23 protein-coding genes are annotated in these 24,216 nt (G+C 65.2%); 16 read left to right on the top strand and 7 right to left on the bottom strand.

Annotated elements, in window-relative coordinates:
* Positions 1 to 65: 65 nt before the first annotated feature.
* Entirely contained in the window at positions 66 to 437 is a 372-nt protein-coding gene (locus ACVINW_RS04935; RefSeq protein WP_456750269.1) for a cupin domain-containing protein, read from the top strand.
* 12 nt (positions 438 to 449) lie between these two features.
* Here ACVINW_RS04935 and ACVINW_RS04930 read toward each other — a convergent pair whose 3' ends face one another.
* Both ACVINW_RS04930 and ACVINW_RS04925 read right to left on the bottom strand, forming a co-directional pair.
* Entirely contained in the window at positions 450 to 1,625 is a 1,176-nt protein-coding gene (locus ACVINW_RS04930; RefSeq protein ID WP_456750268.1) for a fatty acid desaturase, read from the bottom strand.
* Positions 1,626 to 1,832: 207 nt separating this feature from the next.
* Positions 1,833 to 2,441, bottom strand: coding sequence for a TetR/AcrR family transcriptional regulator (locus ACVINW_RS04925; RefSeq protein WP_456750267.1), 609 nt, complete (start codon positions 2,439 to 2,441; stop codon positions 1,833 to 1,835).
* A 112-nt stretch (positions 2,442 to 2,553) separates the two neighbouring features.
* Between ACVINW_RS04925 and ACVINW_RS04920 the strand changes: the two genes are divergently transcribed.
* From ACVINW_RS04920 to ACVINW_RS04885, 8 genes are all read left to right on the top strand, one after another.
* Positions 2,554 to 3,249, top strand: coding sequence for a PspA/IM30 family protein (locus ACVINW_RS04920; protein WP_212011887.1), 696 nt, complete (start codon positions 2,554 to 2,556; stop codon positions 3,247 to 3,249).
* Positions 3,250 to 3,305: 56 nt separating this feature from the next.
* Positions 3,306 to 3,581, top strand: a complete 276-nt coding sequence (locus tag ACVINW_RS04915) for a YiaA/YiaB family inner membrane protein (protein ID WP_212011886.1) — start codon at positions 3,306 to 3,308, stop codon at positions 3,579 to 3,581.
* 252 nt (positions 3,582 to 3,833) lie between these two features.
* Positions 3,834 to 4,889, top strand: a complete 1,056-nt coding sequence (locus tag ACVINW_RS04910) for a hypothetical protein (RefSeq protein ID WP_456750266.1) — start codon at positions 3,834 to 3,836, stop codon at positions 4,887 to 4,889.
* Entirely contained in the window at positions 4,886 to 5,761 is an 876-nt protein-coding gene (locus ACVINW_RS04905) for a HesA/MoeB/ThiF family protein (RefSeq protein WP_456750265.1), read from the top strand. The genes ACVINW_RS04910 and ACVINW_RS04905 overlap by 4 nt, the downstream gene beginning before the upstream one ends.
* On the top strand, positions 5,758 to 6,957 hold the full coding sequence (locus ACVINW_RS04900) for a hypothetical protein (protein WP_456750264.1): 1,200 nt from the start codon (positions 5,758 to 5,760) through the stop codon (positions 6,955 to 6,957). The genes ACVINW_RS04905 and ACVINW_RS04900 overlap by 4 nt, the downstream gene beginning before the upstream one ends.
* Positions 6,954 to 8,075 (top strand): GNAT family N-acetyltransferase, encoded by a 1,122-nt coding sequence (locus tag ACVINW_RS04895; protein WP_456750263.1) that lies wholly within the window; start codon positions 6,954 to 6,956, stop codon positions 8,073 to 8,075. Before ACVINW_RS04900 ends, ACVINW_RS04895 begins: the two co-directional genes overlap by 4 nt.
* Positions 8,072 to 9,067 (top strand): hypothetical protein, encoded by a 996-nt coding sequence (locus ACVINW_RS04890; protein ID WP_456750262.1) that lies wholly within the window; start codon positions 8,072 to 8,074, stop codon positions 9,065 to 9,067. The genes ACVINW_RS04895 and ACVINW_RS04890 overlap by 4 nt, the downstream gene beginning before the upstream one ends.
* Positions 9,068 to 9,159: 92 nt before the next feature.
* A complete protein-coding gene (locus ACVINW_RS04885) occupies positions 9,160 to 9,366 on the top strand; it encodes a hypothetical protein (protein WP_024581255.1) in 207 nt (68 codons plus the stop codon).
* A gap of 211 nt (positions 9,367 to 9,577) precedes the next feature.
* Here the strand turns inward: ACVINW_RS04885 and ACVINW_RS04880 are convergent, their stop codons facing one another.
* Together ACVINW_RS04880 and ACVINW_RS04875 are read right to left on the bottom strand one after the other, a co-directional pair.
* Complete coding sequence (locus ACVINW_RS04880) at positions 9,578 to 10,153, bottom strand: DUF2478 domain-containing protein (protein WP_456750261.1); 576 nt, start codon at positions 10,151 to 10,153, stop codon at positions 9,578 to 9,580.
* Between the two features lie 105 nt (positions 10,154 to 10,258).
* Positions 10,259 to 11,668: an aldehyde dehydrogenase family protein gene (locus ACVINW_RS04875; protein WP_456750260.1), complete on the bottom strand. Its 1,410-nt coding sequence runs from the start codon at positions 11,666 to 11,668 to the stop codon at positions 10,259 to 10,261.
* A 249-nt stretch (positions 11,669 to 11,917) separates the two neighbouring features.
* Here ACVINW_RS04875 and ACVINW_RS04870 point away from each other — a divergent pair, with 249 nt between their 5' ends.
* A complete protein-coding gene (locus ACVINW_RS04870) occupies positions 11,918 to 12,298 on the top strand; it encodes a hypothetical protein (RefSeq protein WP_456750259.1) in 381 nt (126 codons plus the stop codon).
* Between the two features lie 134 nt (positions 12,299 to 12,432).
* Here ACVINW_RS04870 and ACVINW_RS04865 read toward each other — a convergent pair whose 3' ends face one another.
* On the bottom strand, positions 12,433 to 13,284 hold the full coding sequence (locus ACVINW_RS04865) for an SDR family NAD(P)-dependent oxidoreductase (protein WP_456750258.1): 852 nt from the start codon (positions 13,282 to 13,284) through the stop codon (positions 12,433 to 12,435).
* A 193-nt stretch (positions 13,285 to 13,477) separates the two neighbouring features.
* Here ACVINW_RS04865 and ACVINW_RS04860 point away from each other — a divergent pair, with 193 nt between their 5' ends.
* Positions 13,478 to 14,974, top strand: coding sequence for an aldehyde dehydrogenase family protein (locus tag ACVINW_RS04860; protein ID WP_456750257.1), 1,497 nt, complete (start codon positions 13,478 to 13,480; stop codon positions 14,972 to 14,974).
* A gap of 203 nt (positions 14,975 to 15,177) precedes the next feature.
* Here the strand turns inward: ACVINW_RS04860 and ACVINW_RS04855 are convergent, their stop codons facing one another.
* Complete coding sequence (locus ACVINW_RS04855) at positions 15,178 to 15,561, bottom strand: winged helix-turn-helix domain-containing protein (RefSeq protein ID WP_456750256.1); 384 nt, start codon at positions 15,559 to 15,561, stop codon at positions 15,178 to 15,180.
* Between the two features lie 161 nt (positions 15,562 to 15,722).
* Here ACVINW_RS04855 and ACVINW_RS04850 point away from each other — a divergent pair, with 161 nt between their 5' ends.
* The 3 genes from ACVINW_RS04850 (at position 15,723) to ACVINW_RS04840 (ending at position 19,262) form a co-directional block, all read left to right on the top strand.
* Positions 15,723 to 16,850: an alkene reductase gene (locus ACVINW_RS04850; protein WP_456750255.1), complete on the top strand. Its 1,128-nt coding sequence runs from the start codon at positions 15,723 to 15,725 to the stop codon at positions 16,848 to 16,850.
* 104 nt (positions 16,851 to 16,954) lie between these two features.
* Positions 16,955 to 17,470 (top strand): GFA family protein, encoded by a 516-nt coding sequence (locus tag ACVINW_RS04845; RefSeq protein ID WP_456750254.1) that lies wholly within the window; start codon positions 16,955 to 16,957, stop codon positions 17,468 to 17,470.
* Positions 17,471 to 17,597: 127 nt separating this feature from the next.
* Positions 17,598 to 19,262: a thiamine pyrophosphate-binding protein gene (locus ACVINW_RS04840; RefSeq protein WP_456750253.1), complete on the top strand. Its 1,665-nt coding sequence runs from the start codon at positions 17,598 to 17,600 to the stop codon at positions 19,260 to 19,262.
* Between the two features lie 177 nt (positions 19,263 to 19,439).
* Here ACVINW_RS04840 and ACVINW_RS04835 read toward each other — a convergent pair whose 3' ends face one another.
* Complete coding sequence (locus tag ACVINW_RS04835) at positions 19,440 to 20,816, bottom strand: LLM class flavin-dependent oxidoreductase (RefSeq protein ID WP_456750252.1); 1,377 nt, start codon at positions 20,814 to 20,816, stop codon at positions 19,440 to 19,442.
* Positions 20,817 to 21,041: 225 nt separating this feature from the next.
* Between ACVINW_RS04835 and ACVINW_RS04830 the strand changes: the two genes are divergently transcribed.
* Together ACVINW_RS04830 and ACVINW_RS04825 are read left to right on the top strand one after the other, a co-directional pair.
* Positions 21,042 to 22,421: a M20 family metallopeptidase gene (locus ACVINW_RS04830; RefSeq protein WP_456750251.1), complete on the top strand. Its 1,380-nt coding sequence runs from the start codon at positions 21,042 to 21,044 to the stop codon at positions 22,419 to 22,421.
* 273 nt (positions 22,422 to 22,694) lie between these two features.
* Positions 22,695 to 23,984 (top strand): MFS transporter, encoded by a 1,290-nt coding sequence (locus tag ACVINW_RS04825; RefSeq protein WP_456750250.1) that lies wholly within the window; start codon positions 22,695 to 22,697, stop codon positions 23,982 to 23,984.
* Positions 23,985 to 24,216 lie beyond the last annotated feature (232 nt).

The raw sequence follows: 24,216 nt of genomic DNA, 5'->3' as shown, positions 1-24,216 counted from the left end.
CCCCATCATCATTGCAGCCCGATCTGATCGGGCCAAAGGCTCGCGTGACCAAGGAAGGGGTTCCAATGGCTGAAAGCAACGACGGTCAGGCAAAGGGTCGACAAGGCGGATTTGCCGGCGTCACGCGCAGGACCCTCGAGCGTCTTGCATTGCCCGGCGATCATCGCGAACTCGTCGTTGCCGAGGTGACCTATCCGCCGGGCGGCGTGGCGCCGCTGCACCGCCATCCCGTTGGCGGCGTGATCTTCATCGTCGAGGGCGTTGCCGAGTCGGCGTATGGCGACGAGGCGCCACGGCAATACCGCGCCGGCGAGACCTTGCAGGATCGCGCTGACATTCCGCACACGCTGTTTCGCAATTGCGATCCGGAGCGGCCGCTGCGCTTCCTGACCATCTACGCGCTCGAGCCCGGGCGCGCCTACACGATGGAGCCGTAAGGCTGCGAGACGCTACCGCCGGCTCGCTTGCGGCTTTGGCGTTGCGCCGGCCAGCGCGGGTGGAACGGCCAGCAGCAGGCAAACCGATTCCACCAGCAGCTCATGGGCACGGTCGACGATATCGTCCAACGAACTGGTCTTCGCGAACATGGCCTGGGCTTCGGCCAGCAACCGCTCGCGCGTGGGAATGCTGGGCAGATGCAGATCGGCCCGGTGCTGCAACAGCACAAGCGCCTCCCGCACCGATAACCCGGTTTCGTGCACCGACGATTTGATGGCCTGCGCGATGTATTCGGGATTGAAACGGCCGGCGAGCTGCTCGGCCGTTCGCTTGATCACGCGCGATCCCAGGCGCTGCTCGTTGCGAAGAACCTGCGCCGGCGGCGCCTTCAGCTTCCGGACGAGGCCGAGCCAGGACAACGCCACCAGGACATAATAGGTCGCATCGATCTCCCACCACCGGAAGCCTTGCCGCGCGCTGCTCTGGTAGGCGTGATGATTGTTGTGCCAACCCTCGCCCATCGTGAACAGGGCCAGCAGCCAGTTGTTGCGGGAATCATCGCCCGTGACATAGCGCTTGCGCCCGTGAACATGGGCAAGCGAGTTGATGCAAAACGTCGCGTGATACAGCAGCACGGTGCTCCAGAAGAAACCGATCACGAGCCCCGGCCATCCGGCAATGAGGAAGCACAGAGCTGCGACCACGATCGCCGGGAGGACCTCCAATTTGTGCAGCCACATCAACTCCGGATAGGCGGCAAAATCCGCGACTTTGGTCAGATCCGTTGCATCATGCTGCCGATAAAAGATCCAGCTGACATGACTGTACAGGAAGCCCTTATGTCGGGGTGAATGCACATCGTGCTCGGTATCCGAATGAAGATGGTGATGCCGGTGTTTCGCGGCCCACCAAAGCACGCTTTTCTGGGCGCTGCTTTGGGCCAGGAACGCGAGGACGAATTGAAACGTCCGGCTTGTTGCGTAAGCCCGATGCGAGAAATACCGATGATAGCCGGCAGTGATCGCAAACATGCGCAGCCAGTACAGGACGATGCAGATTGCAATCGCTTGCCAGGAGACGCCGGTCCAGATCGCCGCCAGACACCCTGCGTGGACCAGCAGAAACGGCAGGACCTGCGGGTACATGATGTCGTCGTGCTGGAGATCGGGATCGATATTGGTGGACACGCGCGCGACCTCGGTTGCTTCGATGCGCGGGCCGCCGGGCCGGGCGGTCTTTGCGCGCTGTTATAAGTAGAACCCCACGGCCGGTAGACAAGTCGCGGGGTCGCGAAAACCAGGGGCTCTGCTAGTACATCGGCTGTCAAAGCAGCATGGCGCCGATTGCCGCAGCTGATGCCGCACGCAGATGTGCCGCTGGATAGGGCACCGGCGCTAATCCTTCTTCGCCGTCAGCCCGTCGACCATCGCACGGGTCAAGGTCGCGATCTCGCTGCGCAGTTGGCCGATCGGCACCGCGATCAGCTTGTGCTCCAGCCCGAGCGCGACCATGCCGTGCACGGCGGAGAACAGGCTGCGCGCGGTGACGCCGAGTTGCGCCGGCGTGCGCTGCGGGAACAGTGCGGCGAGCGGCTTGTAGATGTGACGGAACAATTCCATCTGCTCGGTGATCGCCCATTCCGGCACCGGCTTGCCAGGCTGCATGCGATGCTCGAACAGCGCGCGCCACAGTTCGAGATTGTCGGCGGCGAAGTCGCAATAGGCGACCGCGATCCGCACCAGCATCTCGCGCGGCGCGGCCGCCACGCCGATCTCGGCCAGCGACAGCGAGGCATCGAGCCGGGCCAGCGTGCGTGAGCCGACCCGCAGGATCAGCTCGTCGACATCCTCGACCAGATTGTAGACGCCGCCATTGGCGACTCCGATTTCCTGGGCCAATTCGCGGGTTTTCAGCCCGCCGAGACCCTTTGCTGCAATCGCCCGTTCCGCCGCCTCGATCAGCGCTTCGCGCAATTTTGCACGTCGTTCCAATGCTTTGGACATGTTTTACCCGCCATTAATCACATGCGTGAGCGACGCTCAGATAATTCTTGAGCGATGCTCATTATGTGGTACAAGAGATTCATGAGCGATGCTCATAACAGGGAGCGATGAAATGTTCAAAACTGTTTTCACACTTTTCCGCGGCACCGTTGCGGTGGCCGAAGAGGAACTGCAAGACCGCACCGCGCTGGTCATCCTCGACCAGCAGATGCGCGATGCCGCCGCCGCGGTCGAGCGCTCGAAGCGGTCGCTGGCTCTGGCCATCGCCGGCGACCAGCAGGAAGGCCGCCGGCTCGAGGCCACCAACGCTCGGATCGCCGATCTGGAGGTGCGCGCGTCAGCGGCGCTCGAGGGTGGCCGCGAAGATCTCGCCCGCGAAGCCGCGCAGGCGATCGCCAATCTCGAGGCCGAACGCGATGCCGCGATGACCGCGCGGACGCTGTTCGCCACCGAGATCACCCGGCTGAAGCGCCACGTCGCCAATGCCGAGGCGCGCATCGCCGAGCTCGATCGCGGCCGCCGGCTGGCCCGCGCCTCGGAGGCGGTGCGCTCGCTGCGCCGGAGCGGCATCGAGGCGGCGCGGCCCTATGAGTCGACGCTGCCGGAAGCCGAGGCGACGCTGAAGCGGCTGCGCGAGCGGCAGATCGAGATGCAGGCGGCCGACGACGCGCTGTTCGAGATCGATACCGCCTCGGGACCGCTGGCCACCGCCGAGAAGCTTGCCGAGCAGGGTTTTGGCCCGCGCATGAAATCGACCGCCGACGACGTGCTGGCGCGGCTGAAAGCCAAGCGCCCGAACGCAGCCTGACACCTCAAGCCTGAAACCACACCAACTTCAATCGACATCACATCAAGGAGACGACCATGAACCAGACCATTCAACCCCACAGCAGCAGCTGGGTGACCTTCACTTATGCATCCTTCGCGGCCTCGGCCTTCCTCGTCGGCGTCGGCGTGTTCTTCCTGCCGATCGACCTCTGGATGAAGGGCTATCTGACGATGGGCATCGTGATGTTGGTCCAGACCTGCGTGACGCTGACCAAGACGGTGCGCGACAATTACGAAAGCGGCAAGTTCGTCAACCGCATCGAGGACGCCAAGGCCGAGCGCCTGCTGATGGAAGTGTCCAAGGCGGCCTAAGAAGACGACGTAAGCCGGGAGCCCCATTTCCTCCGCGTCATTGCGAGGAGCGCTAGCGACGAAGCAATCCATCGGCCCGCGTCTGCGGAAGGGTGGATTGCTTCGCTTCGCTCGCAATGACGGACGGCAGCTCTTGCGGCAACTTGTTCCGTTTCCGGAAGGCCTCGTTTACCCTGCGGCGAACAGCGTCAGGTTGCGCTCATGGCTCCTTAACAGGCCGGAGTGCAGAGATCGCGCCCGAGGGACAGAGAAATGGCGTCCACGGACAATCCGACCCCCGCTTCGCGCGGCAGCAAGGGTCTTGCGAAGGCGCGCGCGGCCTTTGACGGCTTGCGCAGCCATGCCGGCTTCTGGCTGAAGGCGCTGTCGCAGCCGACCATCGATCTCACTTTGCGGACCCAGGCCGGGCAGCGCACCCGCATCGTCGAATCTCCCGGCCTGTCGCTGCCCAAGGACGAACTCGACGCGCTGGTCGCGCAGCTGCGCATGGTTGCCGCGAAGACGCTGCCTGCCGAGAGTCTGAGCTACGGCATCTTCTCCGGCGAGCCGGAACGGCTGTCGCGCGCGGTCGTCACCTTGATCTCGGAGGAAGACACCGGGCGACCGATCGCCTTCAACGCGCTGTCGGTGATGGACGTGCCGCTCGACGGCGAGCCGGCTGAAGTGACCCATCTCGGCCTCGTGATGGTCGATCCCGATGTGCGCGGGCAGGGGCTGTCCTGGGTGCTTTACGGCCTGACCGCGCTGGTGCTGTTCGCCCGCGACGGCTTGCGGCCGAAATGGGTCTCCAACGTCACCCAGGTGCCGGCGGTGGTCGGCATGGTCAGCGACACCTTCTCGGACGTGTTCCCGTCGCCGCTACCAGGTGCGCGGCAGAGCTTTGCGCATCTGCAGCTGGCGCGCGGCATCATGGCCCGGCACCGTGCGGTGTTCGGCGTCGGCGAGGAAGCCGGCTTCGACGAGGCGCGCTCGGTCATCACCAATGCCTATACCGGCGGCTCGGACGCGCTGAAGAAGACCTTCGAGATCGCGCCGAAACATCGCAACGCGATCTACAATGAATTTTGCGAGCGCGAGCTCGACTACGGCCGCGGCGACGATGTGCTGCAACTCGGCCGCATCGATCTGGCCGGCGCGCGCCGTTACGTCATGAGCGAAGTGCCCTCGGGCTCGCTGCCAGCATTGCTCGCGGCATCCGCGATGCTGGCCCTGCAGCGGCTGGTGCTGCCGGTGGTCTACTGGCTGGACGACAGCCGCGCCTTCGGCACCCTGCGTCCGCGCAAGCAGGAGAGCGGGGCCGCGCGATGAATTTCGACTATTACTCGTTCACCGGCCGCAACATCGGCTTCATCGACGAGCATGAGCAGCAGCTCTTGCGCCAGGCGCGGGTGTTCGTCTGCGGCGTCGGCGGCATGGGCGGCGCGGCCTTCATGGCGCTGGCGCGCACCGGCGTAGGCAAGTTCGTGATCGCCGACATCGATCGCTTCGAAGTCTCCAACCTCAACCGCCAGGTGTTCGCCTTCGCCGACGAGGTCGGCCGCGAGAAGGCGGCGGTCGCCGCGGAAGCCGCCAAACGCATCAACCCGACCATCGAGATCGAGGTGCTCGGCGAGAACTGGACCAGCGAGCTCGCCGGGATCGCCGAACGATGCCCTGTGATCGTCAACGGCATGGACGATATCGCCGCCGGCGTGCATCTGTACCGGACCGCGAAAGCCGCCGATGCGACCGTGATCGACGCCTATATGTCGCCGCTGCCGTCGGTGATCGTGGTGCGTCCGCATGATCCGAGGCCCGAGCAGCGCCTTGGCTTTCCGACGCTGGGCAAGAACTGGACCGAGATCACCGACGACGACCGCCGCGCCGCGATGCGGGCCGAGATCGAGCACGTGATGCTGCATTCCTCCTCGCGCAACTATGTCGATCTTGCGATCGCCGGCGAGGTGGCGGCCGGCCGCCGCAGCCGGATGTCGTTTGCGCCGATGGTGATCTCGACCGGGATGCTGATGGCCTATGAGGCGATTGCGCTGATCCTCGGCCGCCGCTCCGGCACCGATTGCCGCGGCTGGTTCCTCAACCCGCACCGGCCCGCGATCGAGAAGCCGCGCAATGCGCTGGTCGCGGCCTTGATGCGTCCGCTGGTCCGGCGCGCCATTGACGAGTTGACGAGCGGCAAATGACATCAGGGGTGATCGCCGATTCCGTCGTCAATCTCTGCGGCGCCATCGGCGTCGCCGTGGCGATGATGACGTTCTACCGCCGCGATCCAAGGAGCCCGCTGACCCGCCGCCTGCTGCTCGCGCTCGGCGTGATCGCGCTTCTATTTCTCGACCGCGGCTTAGCGTGGTGGAGCGGAAGCTTCGTGCTCGACCGCCTCTCGGTGATCCCGGCCGCGCTGATCCCGCTCGGCGCGCTGATCGTCACCGAAGGCATCCTGCGCCGGCATGCGCCGCGCGCGGTCAAGGTCGCGGCGCTTGCCGGCGGCATTCTGCTCGGCCTCGGCGGCACATTCGGGCTGCAACGCTTTGCGATGCCCTATGCGATCACGCTGGCGCTATTCCAGCTGCTGGGCTTTGCCACCTGCGCTGTGCTGCTGGCGACGCGCGACCGCGCCGCGCTGATGGCCTCGGAGAACCGTAGCATCGGCCGCATGGCGGTCGGCGCGCTGGTGGTGATCCCGTTCATCCTGACCGATTTCCGCACGCTATTCCCCCACATTCCGGTCCGGCTCGGCGCGCTGGGTGCGCTGCTCACGGTCACCGTGATGCTGATCGCCGGCGGCGGCGCCGAGACCCGCCGCCACGGACTTGCGATGATGGCGCTGCGGCTGATCTCTTCGGGCCTGCTCGGGCTCGCCGCCAGCTTCATGGCGCCCGATGTCGATGCCGCGCAGATGGTGCGGTTCGTCGCGGTCGCGATCGCCGGCGTGCTGACCATCGGGCTGATGACCGATGCGCTGCGCGCGCTGTTCGAATCCCAGGAGCCCGGCGTGCTTAATTCGGTCGCGACCTCGCCGGCGCAGACCCGCGAGCAGTTGATCGCCGAGCTGGCGCGGCACCCGATCTTCGAAAGCGCGCAGCGCTTCCGCGAACGCGATCTTGCGCTCTACGATCCGCCGCTGCTGCGCGACGTCCTGTCGACGCGGCGCGTGCTGCGCCGTCCCGACGCGCCGTGGGGCCTATCGCCGATCGACCCGGCCGCCGAGCGCCTCATCTCGCTGATGACGGCCAACAGCGCCACCCATGTCATCGTGCTCGCGCATGATCCGCTCGATCTGATCGTGCTGGCGGTGCCGGTCACCGCGGCCGATCCCGCCACCGAAACCGCGTTGGCGCTGGTCAGGCGGCTGTTGGCATTGACCCCGGAGGCCAAATGACGCTTGAGATCCGCGAGGGCGATCGCAAGGCGGCATTCGACGCCGCGCTCAACGCCTATGGGCGGGACAGCCTCTACGTACCGCCCCTGTGGAGCGATTTCGACCGGATGTTCGACCCGGCGAAGAACCCGTTGATCACCGAAGGCCATGGCCGCTATGCGCTGTTCTCGGCGCATCGCGACGGCAAGCCGGTCGGCCGCATCGCCGCCTCGATCCATGACGCGTCGAACCGCAAGCACGGCACCCGTCACGGCGCGTTCGGCTTCTTCGACTGTATCGACGATGTCGAAGTCGCCGATGCGCTGCTGCGCGCCGCCGAGCAATGGCTGTCCGCGCGCGGCATGAGCCGGGTCGCCGGCAATTTCAATCTGACGGCGATGCAGCAGATCGGCGTCATGACCGATGGCTTCGACCACGCCCCGTTCACCGACATGATGTGGTCGCCGCCGCATATCGCGCGGCACCTCGAACGCGCGGGCTATGCCGCGACCTTCCCGATGACGACGTTCGAGATCGCGCTTCACGGCGGCAAGCCGGAGCAGCTGCTCGGCGACAAGCAACGCGCGGTGCTCGCCGATCCGGGTTTCGTCTGGCAGCCGATCAAGCGTTCTGCCTTCAAGGCGAGGCTGGAGGATGCGCGGCTGATCCTCAATGACGGCTTCGCCGACAACCCGATGTTCGTGCCGCCGACCGCGGCCGAATATCTGTTCCAGGCCGGCGACATGATGTGGATCATCGACAAGCGGATTTCGACCGTGGTCTATCACCGCGGCCGTCCCGCTGGCGCGATCATCGCGATCCCGGACCTCAACCCATTGATCAAGGCGATCGGCGGCCGGGTCGGGCTATTGGCACCGTTCAGATTCGTGCAGCACCGCATGCTGAACACGCGTGCGGTTCTGATCTATCAGTCGGTCTGCCGCGATCTGCACAATCGCGGCCTCAACGGCGCGATGCTTTACCGCACCGCGCTGGCGTTGCAGCAGGCCGGCTATCGGACGCTCGGCGGCACCTGGATATCGGATATCAACGCTCCGTCGCTGCGCCAGGTCGAGAAGGCCGGCGCCACGCCGCTGCACCGGCTGCATCTGTTCACCAAGCGGTTGGCGGCGGCATGAGCGCCCTGACGCCGGATCTGCTGCGCGAGCTGGTCGCGGAGGCGCGGCTGGCGCCGAGCGTCCACAATATCCAGCCGACGCGCTGGCGGCTGCTCGACGACGGGCGGCTGGCGCTGGTCGACGATACCAGCGTGCGCGCGCCGGTCGCGGACCCGGCGGGGCATGATGTCCTCGTCTCGCACGGCGCGGCGCTGGAGGGCATGAGCCTTGCGCTCAACCGCCGCGGCTTCGCGATCACGGCCATGACCACGATCGAGCAGCCGCTGTCGCCGCAATTTGCCGCGCTGTGCAGCTTTGCGATCAGGCAAGGCGTCGCGCCCGATCCGCTGGCTGATCATGCGGCGCGCCGGATGTCATGGCGCGGCAAGTTCGTGGCGTCGCCGGATGACGGCACATCGCTGGCGCAGCTTGCCGTCGCGCGTGACGATCTGATCTGCATCTGTGATCGCCAGGCGATCGCCGATATTGCCGGCTGGGCCGACCAGGCCGAGTTCTCCTTTGTCCATGGTGACGACTACAGGGCCGAGCTGCTGGCATGGATGCGGCTGTCGCCCGATCATCCGCACTATCTGCTCGATGGTCTCAATCGCGATGCGCTGGCCATGAATGCGGTGGAGGTCACCGCCGCACGCTACGTGCTCGGCGGCCTGTTCAAGCCGCTGGATCGTCTCGGTCTCGCCGCAATGCTGCTCGCCGATCGCGCCAAGACCATCTCGGCAGCGGCGATCGTGCTGTTCTGCCGTCCGGTCGGTGAGGATCCACTCACGACGGGGCGGCACTTCTATCGCAGCTGGCTCGAGATCGATCGCGCGGGCTTCGCGGCATGTCCGATCTCGGCCCTGGCAGATCATCCCGACTTCAACGATCGGCCGCGCAAACTCGGCCGGATCGGCGCGGATCTGCGCCTCGTCAACGTGTTTCGCGTCGGCAGGCCGGCAAAACCGTTGAAACCCCGGCATTTCCGACTGCCGGTCGAGCAACTCATCATCTAGGATGCGCTCACAAAAAGAGCGCGATAGCCGCTGTCAAAGCTTCACGGGGTCGTGCTATGACGCCGCCCGCTAACCAATGACCGGTGGGGATGATGTCGAAGCAATCGCTGCGCGAAGAGGCCGAGCGCCTGATCCGCGAGACCATGGAAAAGCGGAACCTGGTCATCAAGCAGGGCACCACCCGGATCGAGGCGGTCTGCGGCAAGTGCGGCGCGCCGAACCGGGTTCAGGCGGAAAAGGGCCAGTCCCGCGTCAAGTTCACCTGCAAGAACTGCGACCACAAGCAGGAAACGCTGTAGGCGTGTCTGTTGCGTAGGGTAGGGTTAGCTGACCGATCCTGCGATTCTGTTTGTACCGTCATCCTGAGGAGCGCGCTCTTGCGCGCGTCTCGAAGGATGAATCGGCCACAGGCCGGGCCGTCGATCCTTCGAGACGCGCTACGCGCTCCTCAGGATGACGGTGATAGTGGGTGACCCGGTTACGCCGTCGGCTGCGCTACGGAGCTGATGTTTACTTGAACACTTCGCACACCGTTGTGCGATCCGGCGCGACCCGCCCCGCGGTCCGCAGCGAGACGTTGTGCCACCAGGCATCCAGCGCGGGACGGTCGCAGGCGAGCTTCACGCTCATGCCGCCGGCGAATTTGATCCAGTCGGCAAAGCTTGCGCGCGACACCGCGATGACGACCGGAATATCGGCACCGAGCGCGCGATCGATCACGAAGCCGAGGCCCTTGCCGTCGCGTTCGCGCTTGCCGAAGCGGTTGACGATGACGAGATCGGCGCCCGCCGAAAGCGCGTCGGCGACGCGAACGCCGGCATCGTGCAGCCGCGACAGATCGAGCTTGCAGCCGGTGGCACCTGGATTCTCAGGACTTTGGCTCGGCGGCTGCGCCAGCAGCAGCGTCTCGCCGCTATGCACCAGCACCGCGGACAGGCTGGAATCGGCGCATTGGCCCGTCTGCACCATGCCGACCACGCGTGTGCCCTGCGTCTTCAGATCGGCGGCGAAGTCGCGCAGCACGGCGTCAGGATCGTCGTTGTCGTCATAGACCAGGGCGGCGAGGTCGCATTGGGCGTCGAACATGGTGGGCTCTGTTCGTTGTGGAGGAGAGGGGCGGGCCGCCGCGTCAAGGGTTACCAAGGGTTACCAAGCGTTGCCAAGGCGTGGCGGCCGCATGTTTCCTTCGGATCAGGCGGCCGGCGGGCCGTTGATGATTTGCAGCTGGGTGAATTCGGCAAGGCCTTCCTCGGCGAATTCGGTGCCGATGCCCGACTGCTTGGCGCCGCCGAACGGAATGTTCGGCGCCATGTCGAGGTGCTTGTTGATCCACACCGTGCCGGCCTCGATCCGGGTCGCGATCTCATGCGCCCGTTTGATGTCGGACGACCATACTGAGGCGCCGAGGCCGTAGGTGGTGGCGTTGGCGCGACGGATCACGTCGTCCTTGTCGGAATACTTGATGACCGGCAGCACCGGACCGAACTGCTCCTCGTCGACCAGCTTGGAGCCTTCCTTGATGTCGCGCACGATGGTCGGCTCGATGAAGTAGCCGGGACGGTCCATTGCGGCGCCGCCGGCGATCACGTTGCCGTTCTTGCGGGCATCGTCGAGGAACGCCTTCACCTTCTCGTACTGCATCTTGTTTTGCAGCGGCCCGAGTTTTGTTCCTTGCTTGGAGCCGTCATCGACGACGGTGTTCTTCGCGATGGCGACCAGCTCGTTGCAGATCTCGTCATAGACGGACTCGTGCACATAAAGCCGCTTGATGGCGAGGCAGACCTGGCCGGAGTTCTGGAACGCGCCTTCGAAGATGCCGGGCGCGACCTTCTTCGGGTCGACGTCGTCGAGCACGATGCCGGCATCGTTGCCGCCGAGCTCGAGCGTGATCCGCTTCAACGTCTGCGAAGCGCTTGCCATCACCTTCTGGCCGGTTGCGGTCGAGCCGGTGAACGAAATCTTGCGGATGTCCGGATGCTTGGTCATGTGATCGCCGAGATCGTTGGCGTCGGCGATGAAGTTCAGCACGCCCTTCGGCAGGACGTCCTTGACCAACTCGGCAAAGCGCAGGGAGGCCAGCGGCGTGGTCGGTGCGGGCTTCACCACCAGGGTGTTGCCGGCGAGCAGCGCCGACGGCAGCTTGAACGCCAGGATCAGCAGCGGATAGTTCCAGGGAATGATCGCGCCGACCACGCCGAGCGGGCGGCGATAGGCCTCGACCTTGCGGTCGCCGGAATTCTCGATCACGCGCATCGGCAGTTCGAGCGAGCCGAGATCGCGGAAGAAGCCGGCCATGCCCATCACTTCGCCGGTGGCGTCCGCGAGCGGCTTGCCCTGCTCGCTGGTCAGGATCCGCGCCAGCTCGTTGGTGTTGGTTTCGATCACCTCGGCCATCTTGATGATGAGCTTGCGGCGCTCCGCCATCGGCGTGGCGGCCCAGGCCGGGAAGGCGGCCTTCGCGGCGGCGACCGCCTTGTCGAGCTGTTCCTTGGAGGCGCGCGGGCACTGCGCCACCACCTCTTCGGTCGCCGGATTGAGCACCGGCATCGTGCTGTCGCCGGGTACCATTTTGCCGTCGATGAGAAGACTGTAATCACTCATAGGCTTCGCTCTCCCTGGTGAAACGGGCCGTTCGGGCCTCGCTATATCCTATCATATATCACGGTTGCGGAATGGAAGCCACGGCCGTGAGCGGCGCGCCCCGGGGCACCGCTCCGGAGCCGTGTGCGCTTCAATCTATTCTAACGGCATCTGCGACCATGCCGGACCGGCAGCCTCTATACTTGGGGCTGGACGCTCGTCGTCTTCGCGATATATTGTAATGAATATAACGAGATCCGGAGTGCCGGCATGCAGATCGAAACCCAGGAACTCACAACCTGCGAAGTCGCGTCCGACGGCTGCGCGATTTCGCTGGGGTTCGTGGACGGCAAGGGTGAGCCCGCCACCATCCGCCTGTCGATCAACCAGGTCGGCGCGCTGGTGATGACGTTGCCCGGGCTGATCAGCAAGGCGTTGCAGACCCGTTTCGGCGACCGGTCGCTGCGCTACGCCTATCCGCTGGACTCATGGATCATCGAGCAGTCGACCGATCCGGCCCAGGGCATGATGACGCTCACCACATCCGACGGCTTCAGCGTCTGCTTCTCGATCCCGCGCGCCCAGCAGAGCGAGCTCGGCGAGGCGCTGGTGGCGCAGCCGGCGACACGGGTGCACGTGCGGGCGAATTAGGGCGCGCTAATCCCTCGTCATTCCGGGGCGCGCGAAGCGCGAGCCCGGAATCCATCAGGCCGCAGGCTCTGTGGTGAAATGGATTCCGGGCTCAGCCCTTTGGACCGCCCCGGAATGACGAGAGCATCAAGATTTCACTTCCCCTTCACGAATGCGGCAAATGCATCGCCGTAATCCTTGTGCCAGCGCGACAGCGGCGGGCGGTTCTCGACGATGTCGCCGGCAGCCCACAGGATGCGGCGTTCGTCGAGCGCGCGCGGCACATCGTTGTCGGGGCAGAGGATGTAGAAATCGCCGGCTCCGAGGCGCTCGATCATGAAGTCGACGGTCTGTTCCGATGTCCAGGCGCCGGCCGGCTTCTCGGTGCGGCCGCGCGCGGTCAGCCCGGTGAAGACGAAGCCCGGGATCAACAGATGTGCCGTGAGCTTGCAGCCGTCGGTGTTGCGCAACTCATGCTGCAGCGCCTCGGTGAACGCCTTCACGCCGGCCTTCGAGACATTATAGGCGGGGTCGCCCGGCGGTGTGGTGATGCCCTGCTTGGAGCCGGTGTTGATGATCAGCCCGGGCCGGCCGTGCTTGATCATGTTGGGTGCGAAGGCCTGGGTGCCGTTGATCACGCCCCACAGATTGACGCCGAGGATGCGCTGCCAATTGTCCGCGGGTCCGAACATCGCGCTGCCGGGCTGAATGCCGGCATTGTTCATCAGGATGTCGGTGCCACCGAATTTTTTGGCGACGGCGGCCTCGAGGTTTGCGACCTCGTCGGCCCGGCTGACATCGACCGCTGCCGTCATGATATCAGCCGCACCGCCGGATGCCGCAGACGACAGTTTTGCCGCAGCCGCCTTCAGCCGGTCGTCGCCGAGATCGGCGATGCAGACCTTCATCCCGGCCTCGGCAAACCGCAATGCGGCGGCAAAGCCGATGCCGGATGCGCCGCCGGTGATCACGGCAACATGATTAGCTGATATCACGGGGTGGGGCATCACTGGTCTCCGGACACATTTGTGGCTGAGGTTCAAAATCCATCGTACCATGCACGCCGGCGCATGGGAGGTTTTCATGCGTGCCGCCCTCGACAACGCTTGCTCGGCTTTACGGTTTCGCCCCTGCGTTGTAAAATCGCCGATATAACGCTTCCAGAAGACCTCAGCCGACAATTTGACAGGGAGTGCAAACATGGCTGTTTCGCAGGCTATTCCGATCACGCGCCATCCTTACGCCGACGGCTCCTACAAGAAGATGCTGATCGACGGCAAATGGGTCGACGCCGCCTCGGGCAAGACGTTCGAAACCCACAACCCCGCAACCGGCGAATTGCTCGCGACCGTCGCCGAGGGCGATGCCGAGGACATCAACCGTGCGGTCGCCGCTGCGCGCCGCGCCTTCGAAGGGCCATGGAGCAAGGTGAAGCCGTTCGAGCGGCAGAACCTGCTGCTCAAGCTCGCCGAGCTGGTCGAAGCCAATTTCGAGGAATTGTCCCAGCTCGACACGCTCGACATGGGCGCGCCGATCAGCCGCACCCGCGGCAACCGGCTGCGCGCGCTCGGCATGCTGCGCTACTACGCGGGCCAGGCCACCGCGATCCATGGCGAGACCATCGAGAACTCGCTGCCTGCCGAGATCTTCTCCTACACGCTGAAGGAGCCGATCGGCGTGGTCGGCGCCATCATCCCCTGGAACGGGCCGCTGACCGCCTCGATCTGGAAGATCGGCCCGGCGATCGCGACCGGCTGCACCGTGGTGCTGAAGCCGGCCGAGGAATCGCCGCTGACCTCGCTGCGCATCGGCGAGCTCTGCATGGAAGCCGGCATTCCGCCCGGCGTCGTCAACGTGGTGCCGGGCTATGGCGAGACCGCGGGCGCCGCGCTCGCCAATCATCCCGATGTCGACAAGGTCGCCTTCACCGGTTCGCACATCACGGGACAATCGATCATCCGCGCCTCGGCCGGCAACCTCAAGCGCGTGTCGCTCGAGCTCGGCGGCAAGTCGCCGGACATCGTGTTCGCCGACGCCGATCTCGATGCGGCGGTGCCGGGCGCGGCGATGGCGGTGTTTGCCAATTCCGGGCAGATCTGCAGCGCCGGCACCCGGCTGTTCGTCGAGCAGAAGGTCTATGACGAATTCGTCGGCCGCGTCGCCGAGTTCGGCAAGAAGCTGCAGGTCGGCAATGGCCTCGATCCCAACACCCAGATCGGGCCGCTGGTGTCGCAGCAGCAGATGGACCGTGTCTCCGGCTATCTCGACATCGGCCAGCAGGAAGGCGCCAAGGCGCTGGCCGGCGGCGGCCGCCTCACCGAGGGCGCGCTGTCGAAGGGCTATTTCGTGCAGCCGACCGTGTTTGCCAATGTGCAGGACAGCATGCGCATCGCGCAGGAGGAGATCTTCGGCCCGGTGATCTCGGCGATCTCGTTCAAGGATCCGGACGAACTGATCAAGCGCGCCAATGCCACCACCTTTGGCCTCGGCTCCGGCGTTTGGACCACCAATGTCAGCAAGGCGCACCAGGTCGCGAAGGCGCTGCGCGCCGGCTCGGTCTGGGTCAATTGCTACCAGGCGATGGATCCGGCGGTGCCGTTCGGCGGCTACAAGATGAGCGGCTACGGCCGCGAGTCCGGCAAGCAGCACGTCGAGGAGTATCTCAACGTCAAGGCGGTCTGGATCAAGACGGGCTAGGGCCGCTTCTTACCTCTCCCCGCTTGCGGGGAGAGGTCGCCGCGCGTTTGCGCGGCGGGTGAGGGGGTACAGGTCTCAACGATCGGCGCGCTCGCTACCGCATGATTTCGGAATATTAGAATACCGCCCCGAACGCCACCCGCTCCTTTGCATGGGGTTGTTTTTCGATATTTTTGCAATAAGCCGTTGCGACGGCCTTGCGCCTACCGCCCTGCGGCCTTCCGTGGCTTGCCGATGTCGCTGCGCAGCGCTTCGAGATCCTTGCGGACCGCGGTCGCCGCATCGCGTTCGATCTTGCGGTAGCGTGCCACCAGGGACAGGCCGAACGGGGTCAGCACCGCGCCGCCGCCGTTCTTGCCGCCGGTCTGCCGTTCCACCGCCGCCTGGCGGCAGATGCGGTTGATCTCGTCGACCAGGTCCCAGGCGCGCTTGTAGCTCATGTCCATGGCGCGGCCGGCGGCCGAGATCGAGCCGCATTGCTTGATCTGCTCGAGCAGCAGGATCTTGCCCGGCCCGATGCGGTCTTCGGCATCGAGATCGATGCGGACGCTCAATGAGGGGAGCGATGTGGCGCTCGTTTTCGACATGGCAAGCCTGCTTGTCTGTTCGCTAGATTGCCACTACCTGCTTTTGCGAACAAGATGAACCCGTGAGATAACGGGCATGATCCGGAAAAGTGGCTACCGGTTTTCCGACAAGATCATGCCCACACCATAACGGAAACCACATCAGAATAATCGGGGTAGGCATGAATTCTCCGTCGCTGTTTTCGCCGCTCAAGGTTGGTCCCTATGAGCTGAAGCATCGGGTCGTGATGGCGCCGCTGACGCGGATGCGGGCGGCGCGGCCGAGTCTGGCGCCGCGGCCGATGAATGCGGAATATTATGCGCAGCGCGCCACGCCCGGCGGCCTGCTGATCGCGGAGGCCTCGCCGGTGGTCGCCACCGGCTTCGGCAATCCCGGCGTCCCCGGCATCTACAGCGAGGCCCAGATCGCGGGTTGGCGCGAGGTGGTGGACGCCGTGCACGCCAAGGGCGGGTTGATCTTCCTGCAGCTCTGGCACGTCGGCCGCGTCTCGCATTCCTCGTTCCAGCCCAATGGCGCGCTGCCGGTGGCGCCGTCGGCGGTCGCGATCCCCTCCGAGTTCAAGTGCATGACGGCGGACGGCAAGGTGGTCGAGTACGAGACGCCGCGCGCGCTCGAAACCAGCGAGGTCGCGCTGATGGTCGAGGCCTACCGGCAGGGCGCGAAGAACGCGCTTGCCGCCGGCTTCGACGGCGTCGAGATCCATGGTGCCAATGGCTATCTGATCGAGCAGTTCCTGCAATCGCGCAGCAATCAGCGCACCGACCGGTATGGCGGCGGAATCGAGAACCGCGTCCGCTTCCTGCTGGAGGTGACGCAGGCGGTGACCGAGGTGTGGGGCGCCGACCGCGTCGGCGTGCGGCTCTCGCCCTACGGCATCGCCAACGGCAGCGGCGAGGCCGACCCGATGCCGCTCTACAGCCACGCCATCAAGGCGCTGGACAAGTTCGGGCTCGCCTATCTGCATTTCATCGAGCCGCGCGCCTCCGGCACCGGCCGCGCCGAGGTCGATTGGCAGAACGTGCCGTCGGCGATGGTGCTGTACCGTCCGATGTGGAGCGGCGTGCTGATCACCGCCGGCAATTTCGTCGGCGAAACCGCCGCGAGCGCGGTCGCCGACGGCCATGCCGATGCGATCGCGTTCGGCCGCTACTTCATCTCCAACCCGGATTTGCCGCGTCGGCTGCAGCGCGGCTATCCCTTGACCAAGTACAACCGCGCCACCTTCTACGCCGGCGAGGAGAAGGGCTATACGGATTATCCCGAGCACGACGAATTGGCGCAGGCGTAGACGCGACCCGCGTCATTGCGAGGAGCGAAGCGACGAAGCAATCCATCGCTCCACAGACGCGGCTCGATGGATTGCTTCGCTTTGCTCGCAATGACGGTGTTTATATGTTTCCGGACGACGAGTTCGAGCCGACGAAAAAGCCAAAACCCGTGGCACTCGCAAAGCCCGCTTCCGGCCGATGCCTGTGCGGCAAGGTGCGGTTCGAGATCGACGTGCCGGCGCGCTGGGCCTGGCACGATCACACGCAGGCCAGCCGCCGTGCCCACGGCGCCGTCTACGCGACCTATGTCGGCAGTTGGAAGAAGCGCTTCCGCATCATCCAGGGCGCAAGTGAGCTGTCGCGCTATGAGGATGCCGCGAGCAACACCGTGCGCAGCTTCTGCGCCAATTGCGGCACGCCAATCATCTACGAACGCGCGCGGTCGCCGCACATGGTCAACATCCCGCGCGCGCTGTTCTCGGGTCGCACCGGCCGGCAGCCGCTGTACCACATCGCGATCGAGGAATTGCAGGAATGGGCCTACACCGGCGAGCCGCTGGTGCCGCTGAAGGGCTATCCCGGTGTGGTCTGGCAGCGCTCGAAAAAGAAGAAGCGCAGCGAGCGCGAGGGGATGTTCTAGCGCCCGCCCGGCATCAGGCGCGCGCCTGCGGAATGCGGCCATGACCGGCCGCTCGATTGCTCCACAAGCGCAAGTTTGGTCATCTCCCGGTTCCGTCGGCCAACGCGCCGACGGGCCTGGAGGGAACATGAAGAACCGCATTACCGGCCGCTCGGCCTTTCTGGCGTTGCTGAAGGATGAAGGCGTCACCCATCTGTTCGGCAATCCCGGAACCACCGAACTGCCGATCATGCATGCGCTAAAGGACCATCCCGATCTCACCTATGTGATGGCGATGCAGGAGAGCCTGGTGGTCGCGATGGCCGACGGCTTCAGCCGTGCCTCGGGCAAGCTGGTCGCCTGCAACGTCCATGTCGCGCCCGGCCTCGGCAATGCGATGGGCTCGCTCTATAACGCGAGCTTCACCGGCACGCCGCTGATCCTCACCGCCGGGCAGCAGGAGCAGGGCCACGGCCTCACCGAGCCGGTGCTCTACGGTCCGCTGGTCCAGATGGCGACGCCGCTGGTCAAATGGGCGGTCGAGGTGACCCGGCTGGAGGATTTGCCGCGCATCGTGCGCCGCGCCGCCAAGATTGCCACCACGCCGCCGACCGGGCCGGTGTTCATCTCGTTGCCCGGCGATATCCTCAATGCCGAGGCCGGCATCGAGCTCGGCCGTTCCACCCGGGTCGACAGCCGCGTCAGGCCGTCGGAGGAGTCGCTGAAGGCACTGGCCGCGCGCATCCTGAAAGCCGAGCGTCCGGTGATCATCGTCGGCGACGAGATCGTCAAGAGCGATGCGCTGCGCGAGGCCGCCGATCTCGCCGAAACGCTGGGCTGTCCGGCCTGGCAATCGTCGACGCCCTATGGTTCGCATTTCCTCTCCGAAAGCCCGAGCTTCATGGGCGCGATCGCGCGGTTGCAGAAGGTCGCCCGCGACGTGCTGGCGCCGCATGATCTTTTGATCGCGCTCGGCGGCGATCCGCTGCGGATGTCGGTCTACAGCGAGGTCGATCCGTTGCCGGACGGGCTCTCGATCGTGCAGGTCGGCCTGGTCGACAGCGATCTTGCCAGGAACTATGGCGCTGAGATCGCGGTCAAGGCAGATGTGAAGGAAACGCTGCGCGCACTGGTGCCGGCACTCAAGGAAGCGGGCGGCAGCGCGCTGGAGGCGCGCGCAAGGCAAGGCCTCGCGGCGCTTGCAGCGAAGAATTGGACGGCGAAGCGCAAGGCGCTGGTCGAGCAGATCTCGAAGGCGAACCAAACCTCGCCGATCGATCCGGACTGGCTGGCGCTGCAGGTCGTCGAGGCGATGCCTGATAACGCGATCCTGGTCGACGAGGGCCTGACCTCGTCGCGGCAGATCATCGCGCTGCGCGCGCATCGCGATCGCTACGGCTATCACGCGCTGGCGTCGGGCGGCATCGGCTGGGGTCTGCCGGCATCGGTCGGCGTCAGCCTTGCCAATCCGCAGCGCCCGGTGGTCTGCTATTCCGGCGACGGCTCGTCGATGTATTCGATCCAGTCGCTGTGGACCGCGGCCAACCACAAGCTGCCGCTCACCTTCATCATCGTCAACAATGGCGGCTATCGCATCATCAAGCAGCGCCTGCTCGCCTTCCATGGCGACGACAATTATGTCGGCATGGATTTCATCGATCCGCCGGTCGATTTCACCGGCGTCGCGCGCTCGCTCGGGCTCGAGGCCATGAAGGTCACCGACCCGCAGGAGCTGAAGGGCGTGCTGAAGTCGGCCTTCAGCCGTCCGGGTGCGAAGCTGATCGAGGTGGTGGTCAGCAATGCGGTGAATTGAGTTTCACTGAGCGCCCAATCCATCCCCGTCACCCTGAGACGCGCGCAAGAGCGCGTTCCTCAGGATGACGGGACTCCAATCGTAGGTTGGGTTAGAAGGCGTAACCCACCGGCGGTCTCTCATCCACACCGGCGCCTGTTGGACGAAGGCGGTGGGTTACGCTGGCGCTAACCCACCCTACGCAGTTCGATTCACGCGATACCGGCTTGCCGGATGCGTCGCATCGAGCTTCGCACGCCCCTCGCCGAACAGCTTCTCGCGCAGCGTGCCCTTTGCGTACTCTTTCTTGTAGCGGCCGCGCTTCACGAGCTCCGGCACCAGCATGTCGGCGATATCCTCGAAATCGCCGGGCGAGATCGCGAATGCGACGTTGAGGCCGTCGACGTCGGTGTCCTCGAACCATTGCTCGATCTTGTCGGCGACCTGCTCCGGCGTGCCGACCACCACAGGGCCGGCGCCGCCGATGCCGACATGCTCGGCGACCTCGCGCACGGTCCAGACCCGGTCGGGATCGGCGCGGGTGACATTGTCCATCGCGGAGCGGCCGGCGTCGTTCTGCACGTGCCGTACCTCCTGGTCGAGCGAATAGGTCGAGAAGTCGACGCCGGTCCAGCCCGACATCAGCGCCAGCGCGCCCTCATGGCTGATATGGCTGCGATACTCGGCGTATTTCGCCTGCGCCTCCGCCTCGGTCGGCGCGACCACGACGCACATCATCGAGAACATCAGGATCTCGGCCGCGTTGCGGCCCTTTGCGGCGGCGAGCTCGCGGATCGCCGACACCCGGGGGCCGATCACCTTCGCCGACGGGCCCGACATGAACACGCATTCGGCGTGCTCGGCGGCGAACTGCCGGCCGCGCGGCGAGGTGCCGGCCTGGTAGAGCACCGGCGTGCGCTGCGGCGACGGCTCCGACAGATGGATCGCGTTGAGCCGGTAGTTGGCTCCCTCGTGCTGCACGCGATGCACCTTCTTTGGATCGGTGAAGATGCCGCGCGCGACGTCGCGGATCGCGGCGTCGTCCTCCCAGCTGCCTTCCCAGAGCTTGTAGACCAGCTCCATATATTCGTCGGCGAGCTCGTAGCGGTCGTCATGCGCGGTCTGCTTGTCCTTGCCGGCGCCGCGCGCGGCACTATCGAGATAGCCGGTCACCACGTTCCAGCCGACCCTGCCGTTGGTCAGATGGTCGAGCGTCGACATCCTTCGGGCAAACGGGTAGGGCGGCTCGAAGGAGAGATTGCTGGTGACGCCGAAGCCGAGATTTTCAGTCACTGCGGCCATCGCCGGGATCAGCATCAAGGGCTCGTTGGCCGGGGTCTGCGCCGCGTTGCGCAGCGCCGCATCCGGATTGCCGGCATAGACGTCGTAGACGCCGAGCACGTCGGCGAGGAACAGGCCGTCGAATCGGCCGCGCTCCAGCGTCTTTGCCAGATCGATCCAGTAGGACAGCTTGTTGTAGTCCTTGGTGCGGTCGCGTGGATGGGTCCACAGCCCCGGCGACTGATGCGCCACGCAGTTCATGGCAAAGGCGTTGAGCCGGATCTGTTTTGTCATTGCCGTAACCTTGGTCGAAATCTTGCGCGCCGTGCTGCCCGGTTGGGCGTCCCGCATCAAATTGGTGCGACTTCCCACGTTTTGGCAAGGCCCCCTTCGCGATTCATACCCTTCCGGCGGCCAGCCGATCCCGATAGGTTGCGCACCTTCAGGAGTATGATCCGGATGTGCGAACCAGCTTTCCGGTGGGATCATGCCAAGACGCGACCGGACGAAGGAACAATCATGGCGACACGGGCCGACGCAATCGCAAACGCGCGAGAGCATTTTCAATCGGGACAGTTTCTCAGGGAGCTCGACCGCAGGGTCGGCTACCAGACCGAGAGCCTGAATGCCGACAAGGCCGGTGCGCTGCGCGCCTATCTGGTGGAGAATCTGCAGCCGGCCTTTGCCGAGCTCGATTTCAAAACAAGGCTGATCGACCCGCCGACCGGCCGCGGGCCCTATCTGATCGCGGACTACCAGGAAGATGCCGCGCGGCCGACCGTGTTGACCTATGGCCACGGCGATGTCGTCGACGGCATGGTCGGCGAATGGCGCGACGGGCTCAATCCCTGGCAGACCACGGTCAAGGGCGACCGTGTCTATGGCCGCGGCACCGCCGATAACAAGGGCCAGCATTCGATCAACATGGCGGCGCTGCGGGCGGTGAAGCAGGCGCGCGGCGGCAAGCTCGGCTTCAACGCCAAATTCATCATCGAGACCGGCGAGGAGATCGGTTCGCCCGATCTGCGCGAGGTCTGCGAGGCGCATCGCGAGGAGCTGAAGGCCGATCTGTTCATTGCCTCCGACGGCCCGCGGCTGTCGGCGGAGCGGCCGACCATCTTCCTCGGCTGCCGCGGCGGCAACCGCATCCATCTCGACGTCAATCTGCGCGAGGGCGGCAACCATTCCGGCAATTGGGGCGGCGTGCTCGCCAACCCCGCCACCATCCTGGCGAACGCGATCGCGAGCCTGGTCGACGGCAAGGGCCGCATGAAGCTCGAGATCCTCAAGCCGCCACCGATCTCGAACCGCGTCCGCGCCGCGCTGGCCGATGTCGAGATCAAGCCGACGCCGGACGAACCTCAGCTCGCGGAGGACTGGGGCGAGGAGGGCCTGACCGCGGCCGAGCGGCTCTATGCCTGGAACACGCTCGAAGTGTTGGCGATGTCGTCGGGCAATATCGACAAGCCGGCGAACGCGATCCCCGGCAAGGCGAACGCGGTGCTGCAGCTCCGCTTCGTGGTCGGCACCAAGCATCTCGAGGTGATCGACGCGGTGCGCGATTATCTGCACAACAACGGATTCCCGATGGTCGAGGTCTCCGGCACGCAACGTTTCGGCGCCTCGCGCACCGACATGGACAGCCCGTGGATTGACTGGGCGGCGAATTCGATCCGCGCCACCACCGGCAAGGCGCCGGCGGTGCTGCCGAACTTCGGCGGCTCGCTGCCGAACGACGTCTTCTCCGAGGGGCTCGGCCTGCCGACGATCTGGGTGCCGCACTCCTATCCGGGCTGCTCGCAGCACGCTCCCGACGAGCACATCCTGCTGCCGGTGACCGAAGAGGCGCTGACCATCATGGCCGGCCTGTTCTGGGATCTCGGCGAGGCGAAGCGTTAAGGGTTGACGCGCGTCCTATATCGTTATGTCTGGCCTAAGGCGCGAAGCGCGTCTTCGCCACTCTTGCCGGACATCCGCGCCTTACTCCGTCATCCTGAGGAGCGGCGTCAGCCGCGTCTCGAAGGATCGACGGCCACCAGCCGGGCCGTGCATCCTTCGAGGCTCGCAAGAGCTCGCACCTCAGGATGACGGGGAAGAGGTGCGTGCCCGGCGAGCACAAGGCCGGGTATGCTGAGTTGAGAGACTGTGGCCGACGCTGCCAAGGAAATTCAAATGACACTGTCAACTTCGGCCGGCGCTCAGCACGCAACTGTGGTCGACAAGAAGAACATCACCCGCCTGATCGTGGCGACCTCGGTCGGCAATGCGCTCGAGTGGTACGACATCTCGGTCTACGCCTATTTCGCGGTCTACCTCTCCAAGGCGTTCTTTCCGGCCAATGATCCGACCACATCGCTGCTGCTGACCTTCGGCAGTTTCGGCCTGTCGTTCCTGGTCCGTCCGATCGGCGGCATCGTGCTCGGCGCCTATGCCGACCGGCACGGCCGCAAGGCCTCGCTGATGCTGTCGATCGTGCTGATGACGTTTGGCACGCTGGTGCTGGCGTTGATGCCGACCTTCGAGACCATCGGCATCCTGGCGCCTGTTGCGGTGATGCTGGCGCGGCTGGTGCAGGGATTTTCGGCCGGCGGCGAGTTCGGCTCCTCGACCGCGTTCCTGGTCGAGCACATGCCGGAGCGGCGCGGCTTCGTCGCGAGCTGGCAGTTCGCCAGCCAGGGCGTCAGCGGCCTGCTCGGCGCCGGCTTCGGCGCGCTGCTGACGTCGGTGATGAGCCCGGAGGATCTGCAATCCTGGGGCTGGCGGCTGCCGTTCCTGTTCGGCGTGCTGATCGGCCCGGTCGGCATCTACATCCGCAACCATGTCGACGACGCGACGCCGCCGCCCGGGGCCGGCAAGCAGGATTCGCCGGTCCCGGAGGTGCTCGTGCGGCAGAAGCTCGCCACGCTGCTCGCAATCGGCGCGCTCGCGGTGTCGACCGCGGTGAATTATCTGATCGTCTACATGCCGACCTACGTCGTGAAGACGCTGAAGCTGCCGCCGACGGTCGGGTTCATGGCGGCGCTGGTCGCGCAGACCGCGGTCGCGCTGCTGGCGCCGATCGCAGGATACGTCTCCGACAAGATCGGACGCACCACGCACATGATCCTGTTTGCGCTATTGCTATTGGTGTCGATCTTTCCGGCCTTCCTGCTGCTCACCGGCAAGCCGACGCCTGTCATCATCCTGCTCGGCGTGCTCTGGCTCGGCGTGCTCAAGTCGCTGTACTACGGGCCGCTGGCCGCGCTGATGTCGGAGCTGTTTCCGCCGGCGACGCGTGCGACCGGGCTCGGTCTCAGCTACAACATCGGCGTCACATTGTTCGGCGGCATGGGGCCGGCGATCATGACCTGGATGGGTGGCTTTGCGCTGATCGGCCAGCTCGCGCCGGGCTATTATCTCACCGCGGTTTGCATCCTCAGCCTTGGCGCGCTGTTCACCATCCGGAGGATGCGGCTGGCATGATCGGAAAAGTGCGACGCGGCTTTTCCTCGCGACAAACGCGGAGCGCGTTTGCGCGGAGATCATGCTCAAATGGCGCCTGATTTCGCGAAGCGAAATTCGGATACCTTTGTTGCTGCAAAGCAGCGTAGATCATCGAAATCGAAGTTTCATCTGACGAAAGTATACGGTGTCCGGCACGCATCATCCGTCTTAGGATGAGGTGCGCCGGACGCGCCACTCGTCGTGCCCGGTT

Source organism: Bradyrhizobium sp. USDA 4461 (assembly GCF_054055655.1).
Note: the sequence above shows the minus strand (reverse complement) of the source record. Positions and strands in the feature narration are given on the sequence as shown.

What these genes read in the sequence shown, in the direction of transcription:
- ACVINW_RS04850 (WP_456750255.1), top strand. Translation starts at nt 15,723, where the DNA reads ATGAATTCTCCGTCGCTGTTTTCGCCGCTCAAGGTTGGTCCCTATGAG.
- ACVINW_RS04900 (WP_456750264.1), top strand. Translation starts at nt 5,758, where the DNA reads ATGACATCAGGGGTGATCGCCGATTCCGTCGTCAATCTCTGCGGCGCC.
- ACVINW_RS04890 (WP_456750262.1), top strand. Translation starts at nt 8,072, where the DNA reads ATGAGCGCCCTGACGCCGGATCTGCTGCGCGAGCTGGTCGCGGAGGCG.
- ACVINW_RS04885 (WP_024581255.1), top strand. Translation starts at nt 9,160, where the DNA reads ATGTCGAAGCAATCGCTGCGCGAAGAGGCCGAGCGCCTGATCCGCGAG.
- ACVINW_RS04825 (WP_456750250.1), top strand. Translation starts at nt 22,695, where the DNA reads ATGACACTGTCAACTTCGGCCGGCGCTCAGCACGCAACTGTGGTCGAC.
- ACVINW_RS04845 (WP_456750254.1), top strand. Translation starts at nt 16,955, where the DNA reads ATGTTTCCGGACGACGAGTTCGAGCCGACGAAAAAGCCAAAACCCGTG.
- ACVINW_RS04870 (WP_456750259.1), top strand. Translation starts at nt 11,918, where the DNA reads ATGCAGATCGAAACCCAGGAACTCACAACCTGCGAAGTCGCGTCCGAC.
- ACVINW_RS04865 (WP_456750258.1), bottom strand. Translation starts at nt 13,284, where the DNA reads ATGCCCCACCCCGTGATATCAGCTAATCATGTTGCCGTGATCACCGGC.
- ACVINW_RS04905 (WP_456750265.1), top strand. Translation starts at nt 4,886, where the DNA reads ATGAATTTCGACTATTACTCGTTCACCGGCCGCAACATCGGCTTCATC.
- ACVINW_RS04830 (WP_456750251.1), top strand. Translation starts at nt 21,042, where the DNA reads ATGGCGACACGGGCCGACGCAATCGCAAACGCGCGAGAGCATTTTCAA.
- ACVINW_RS04835 (WP_456750252.1), bottom strand. Translation starts at nt 20,816, where the DNA reads ATGACAAAACAGATCCGGCTCAACGCCTTTGCCATGAACTGCGTGGCG.
- ACVINW_RS04915 (WP_212011886.1), top strand. Translation starts at nt 3,306, where the DNA reads ATGAACCAGACCATTCAACCCCACAGCAGCAGCTGGGTGACCTTCACT.
- ACVINW_RS04925 (WP_456750267.1), bottom strand. Translation starts at nt 2,441, where the DNA reads ATGTCCAAAGCATTGGAACGACGTGCAAAATTGCGCGAAGCGCTGATC.
- ACVINW_RS04910 (WP_456750266.1), top strand. Translation starts at nt 3,834, where the DNA reads ATGGCGTCCACGGACAATCCGACCCCCGCTTCGCGCGGCAGCAAGGGT.
- ACVINW_RS04920 (WP_212011887.1), top strand. Translation starts at nt 2,554, where the DNA reads ATGTTCAAAACTGTTTTCACACTTTTCCGCGGCACCGTTGCGGTGGCC.
- ACVINW_RS04895 (WP_456750263.1), top strand. Translation starts at nt 6,954, where the DNA reads ATGACGCTTGAGATCCGCGAGGGCGATCGCAAGGCGGCATTCGACGCC.
- ACVINW_RS04855 (WP_456750256.1), bottom strand. Translation starts at nt 15,561, where the DNA reads ATGTCGAAAACGAGCGCCACATCGCTCCCCTCATTGAGCGTCCGCATC.
- ACVINW_RS04860 (WP_456750257.1), top strand. Translation starts at nt 13,478, where the DNA reads ATGGCTGTTTCGCAGGCTATTCCGATCACGCGCCATCCTTACGCCGAC.
- ACVINW_RS04875 (WP_456750260.1), bottom strand. Translation starts at nt 11,668, where the DNA reads ATGAGTGATTACAGTCTTCTCATCGACGGCAAAATGGTACCCGGCGAC.
- ACVINW_RS04880 (WP_456750261.1), bottom strand. Translation starts at nt 10,153, where the DNA reads ATGTTCGACGCCCAATGCGACCTCGCCGCCCTGGTCTATGACGACAAC.
- ACVINW_RS04840 (WP_456750253.1), top strand. Translation starts at nt 17,598, where the DNA reads ATGAAGAACCGCATTACCGGCCGCTCGGCCTTTCTGGCGTTGCTGAAG.
- ACVINW_RS04935 (WP_456750269.1), top strand. Translation starts at nt 66, where the DNA reads ATGGCTGAAAGCAACGACGGTCAGGCAAAGGGTCGACAAGGCGGATTT.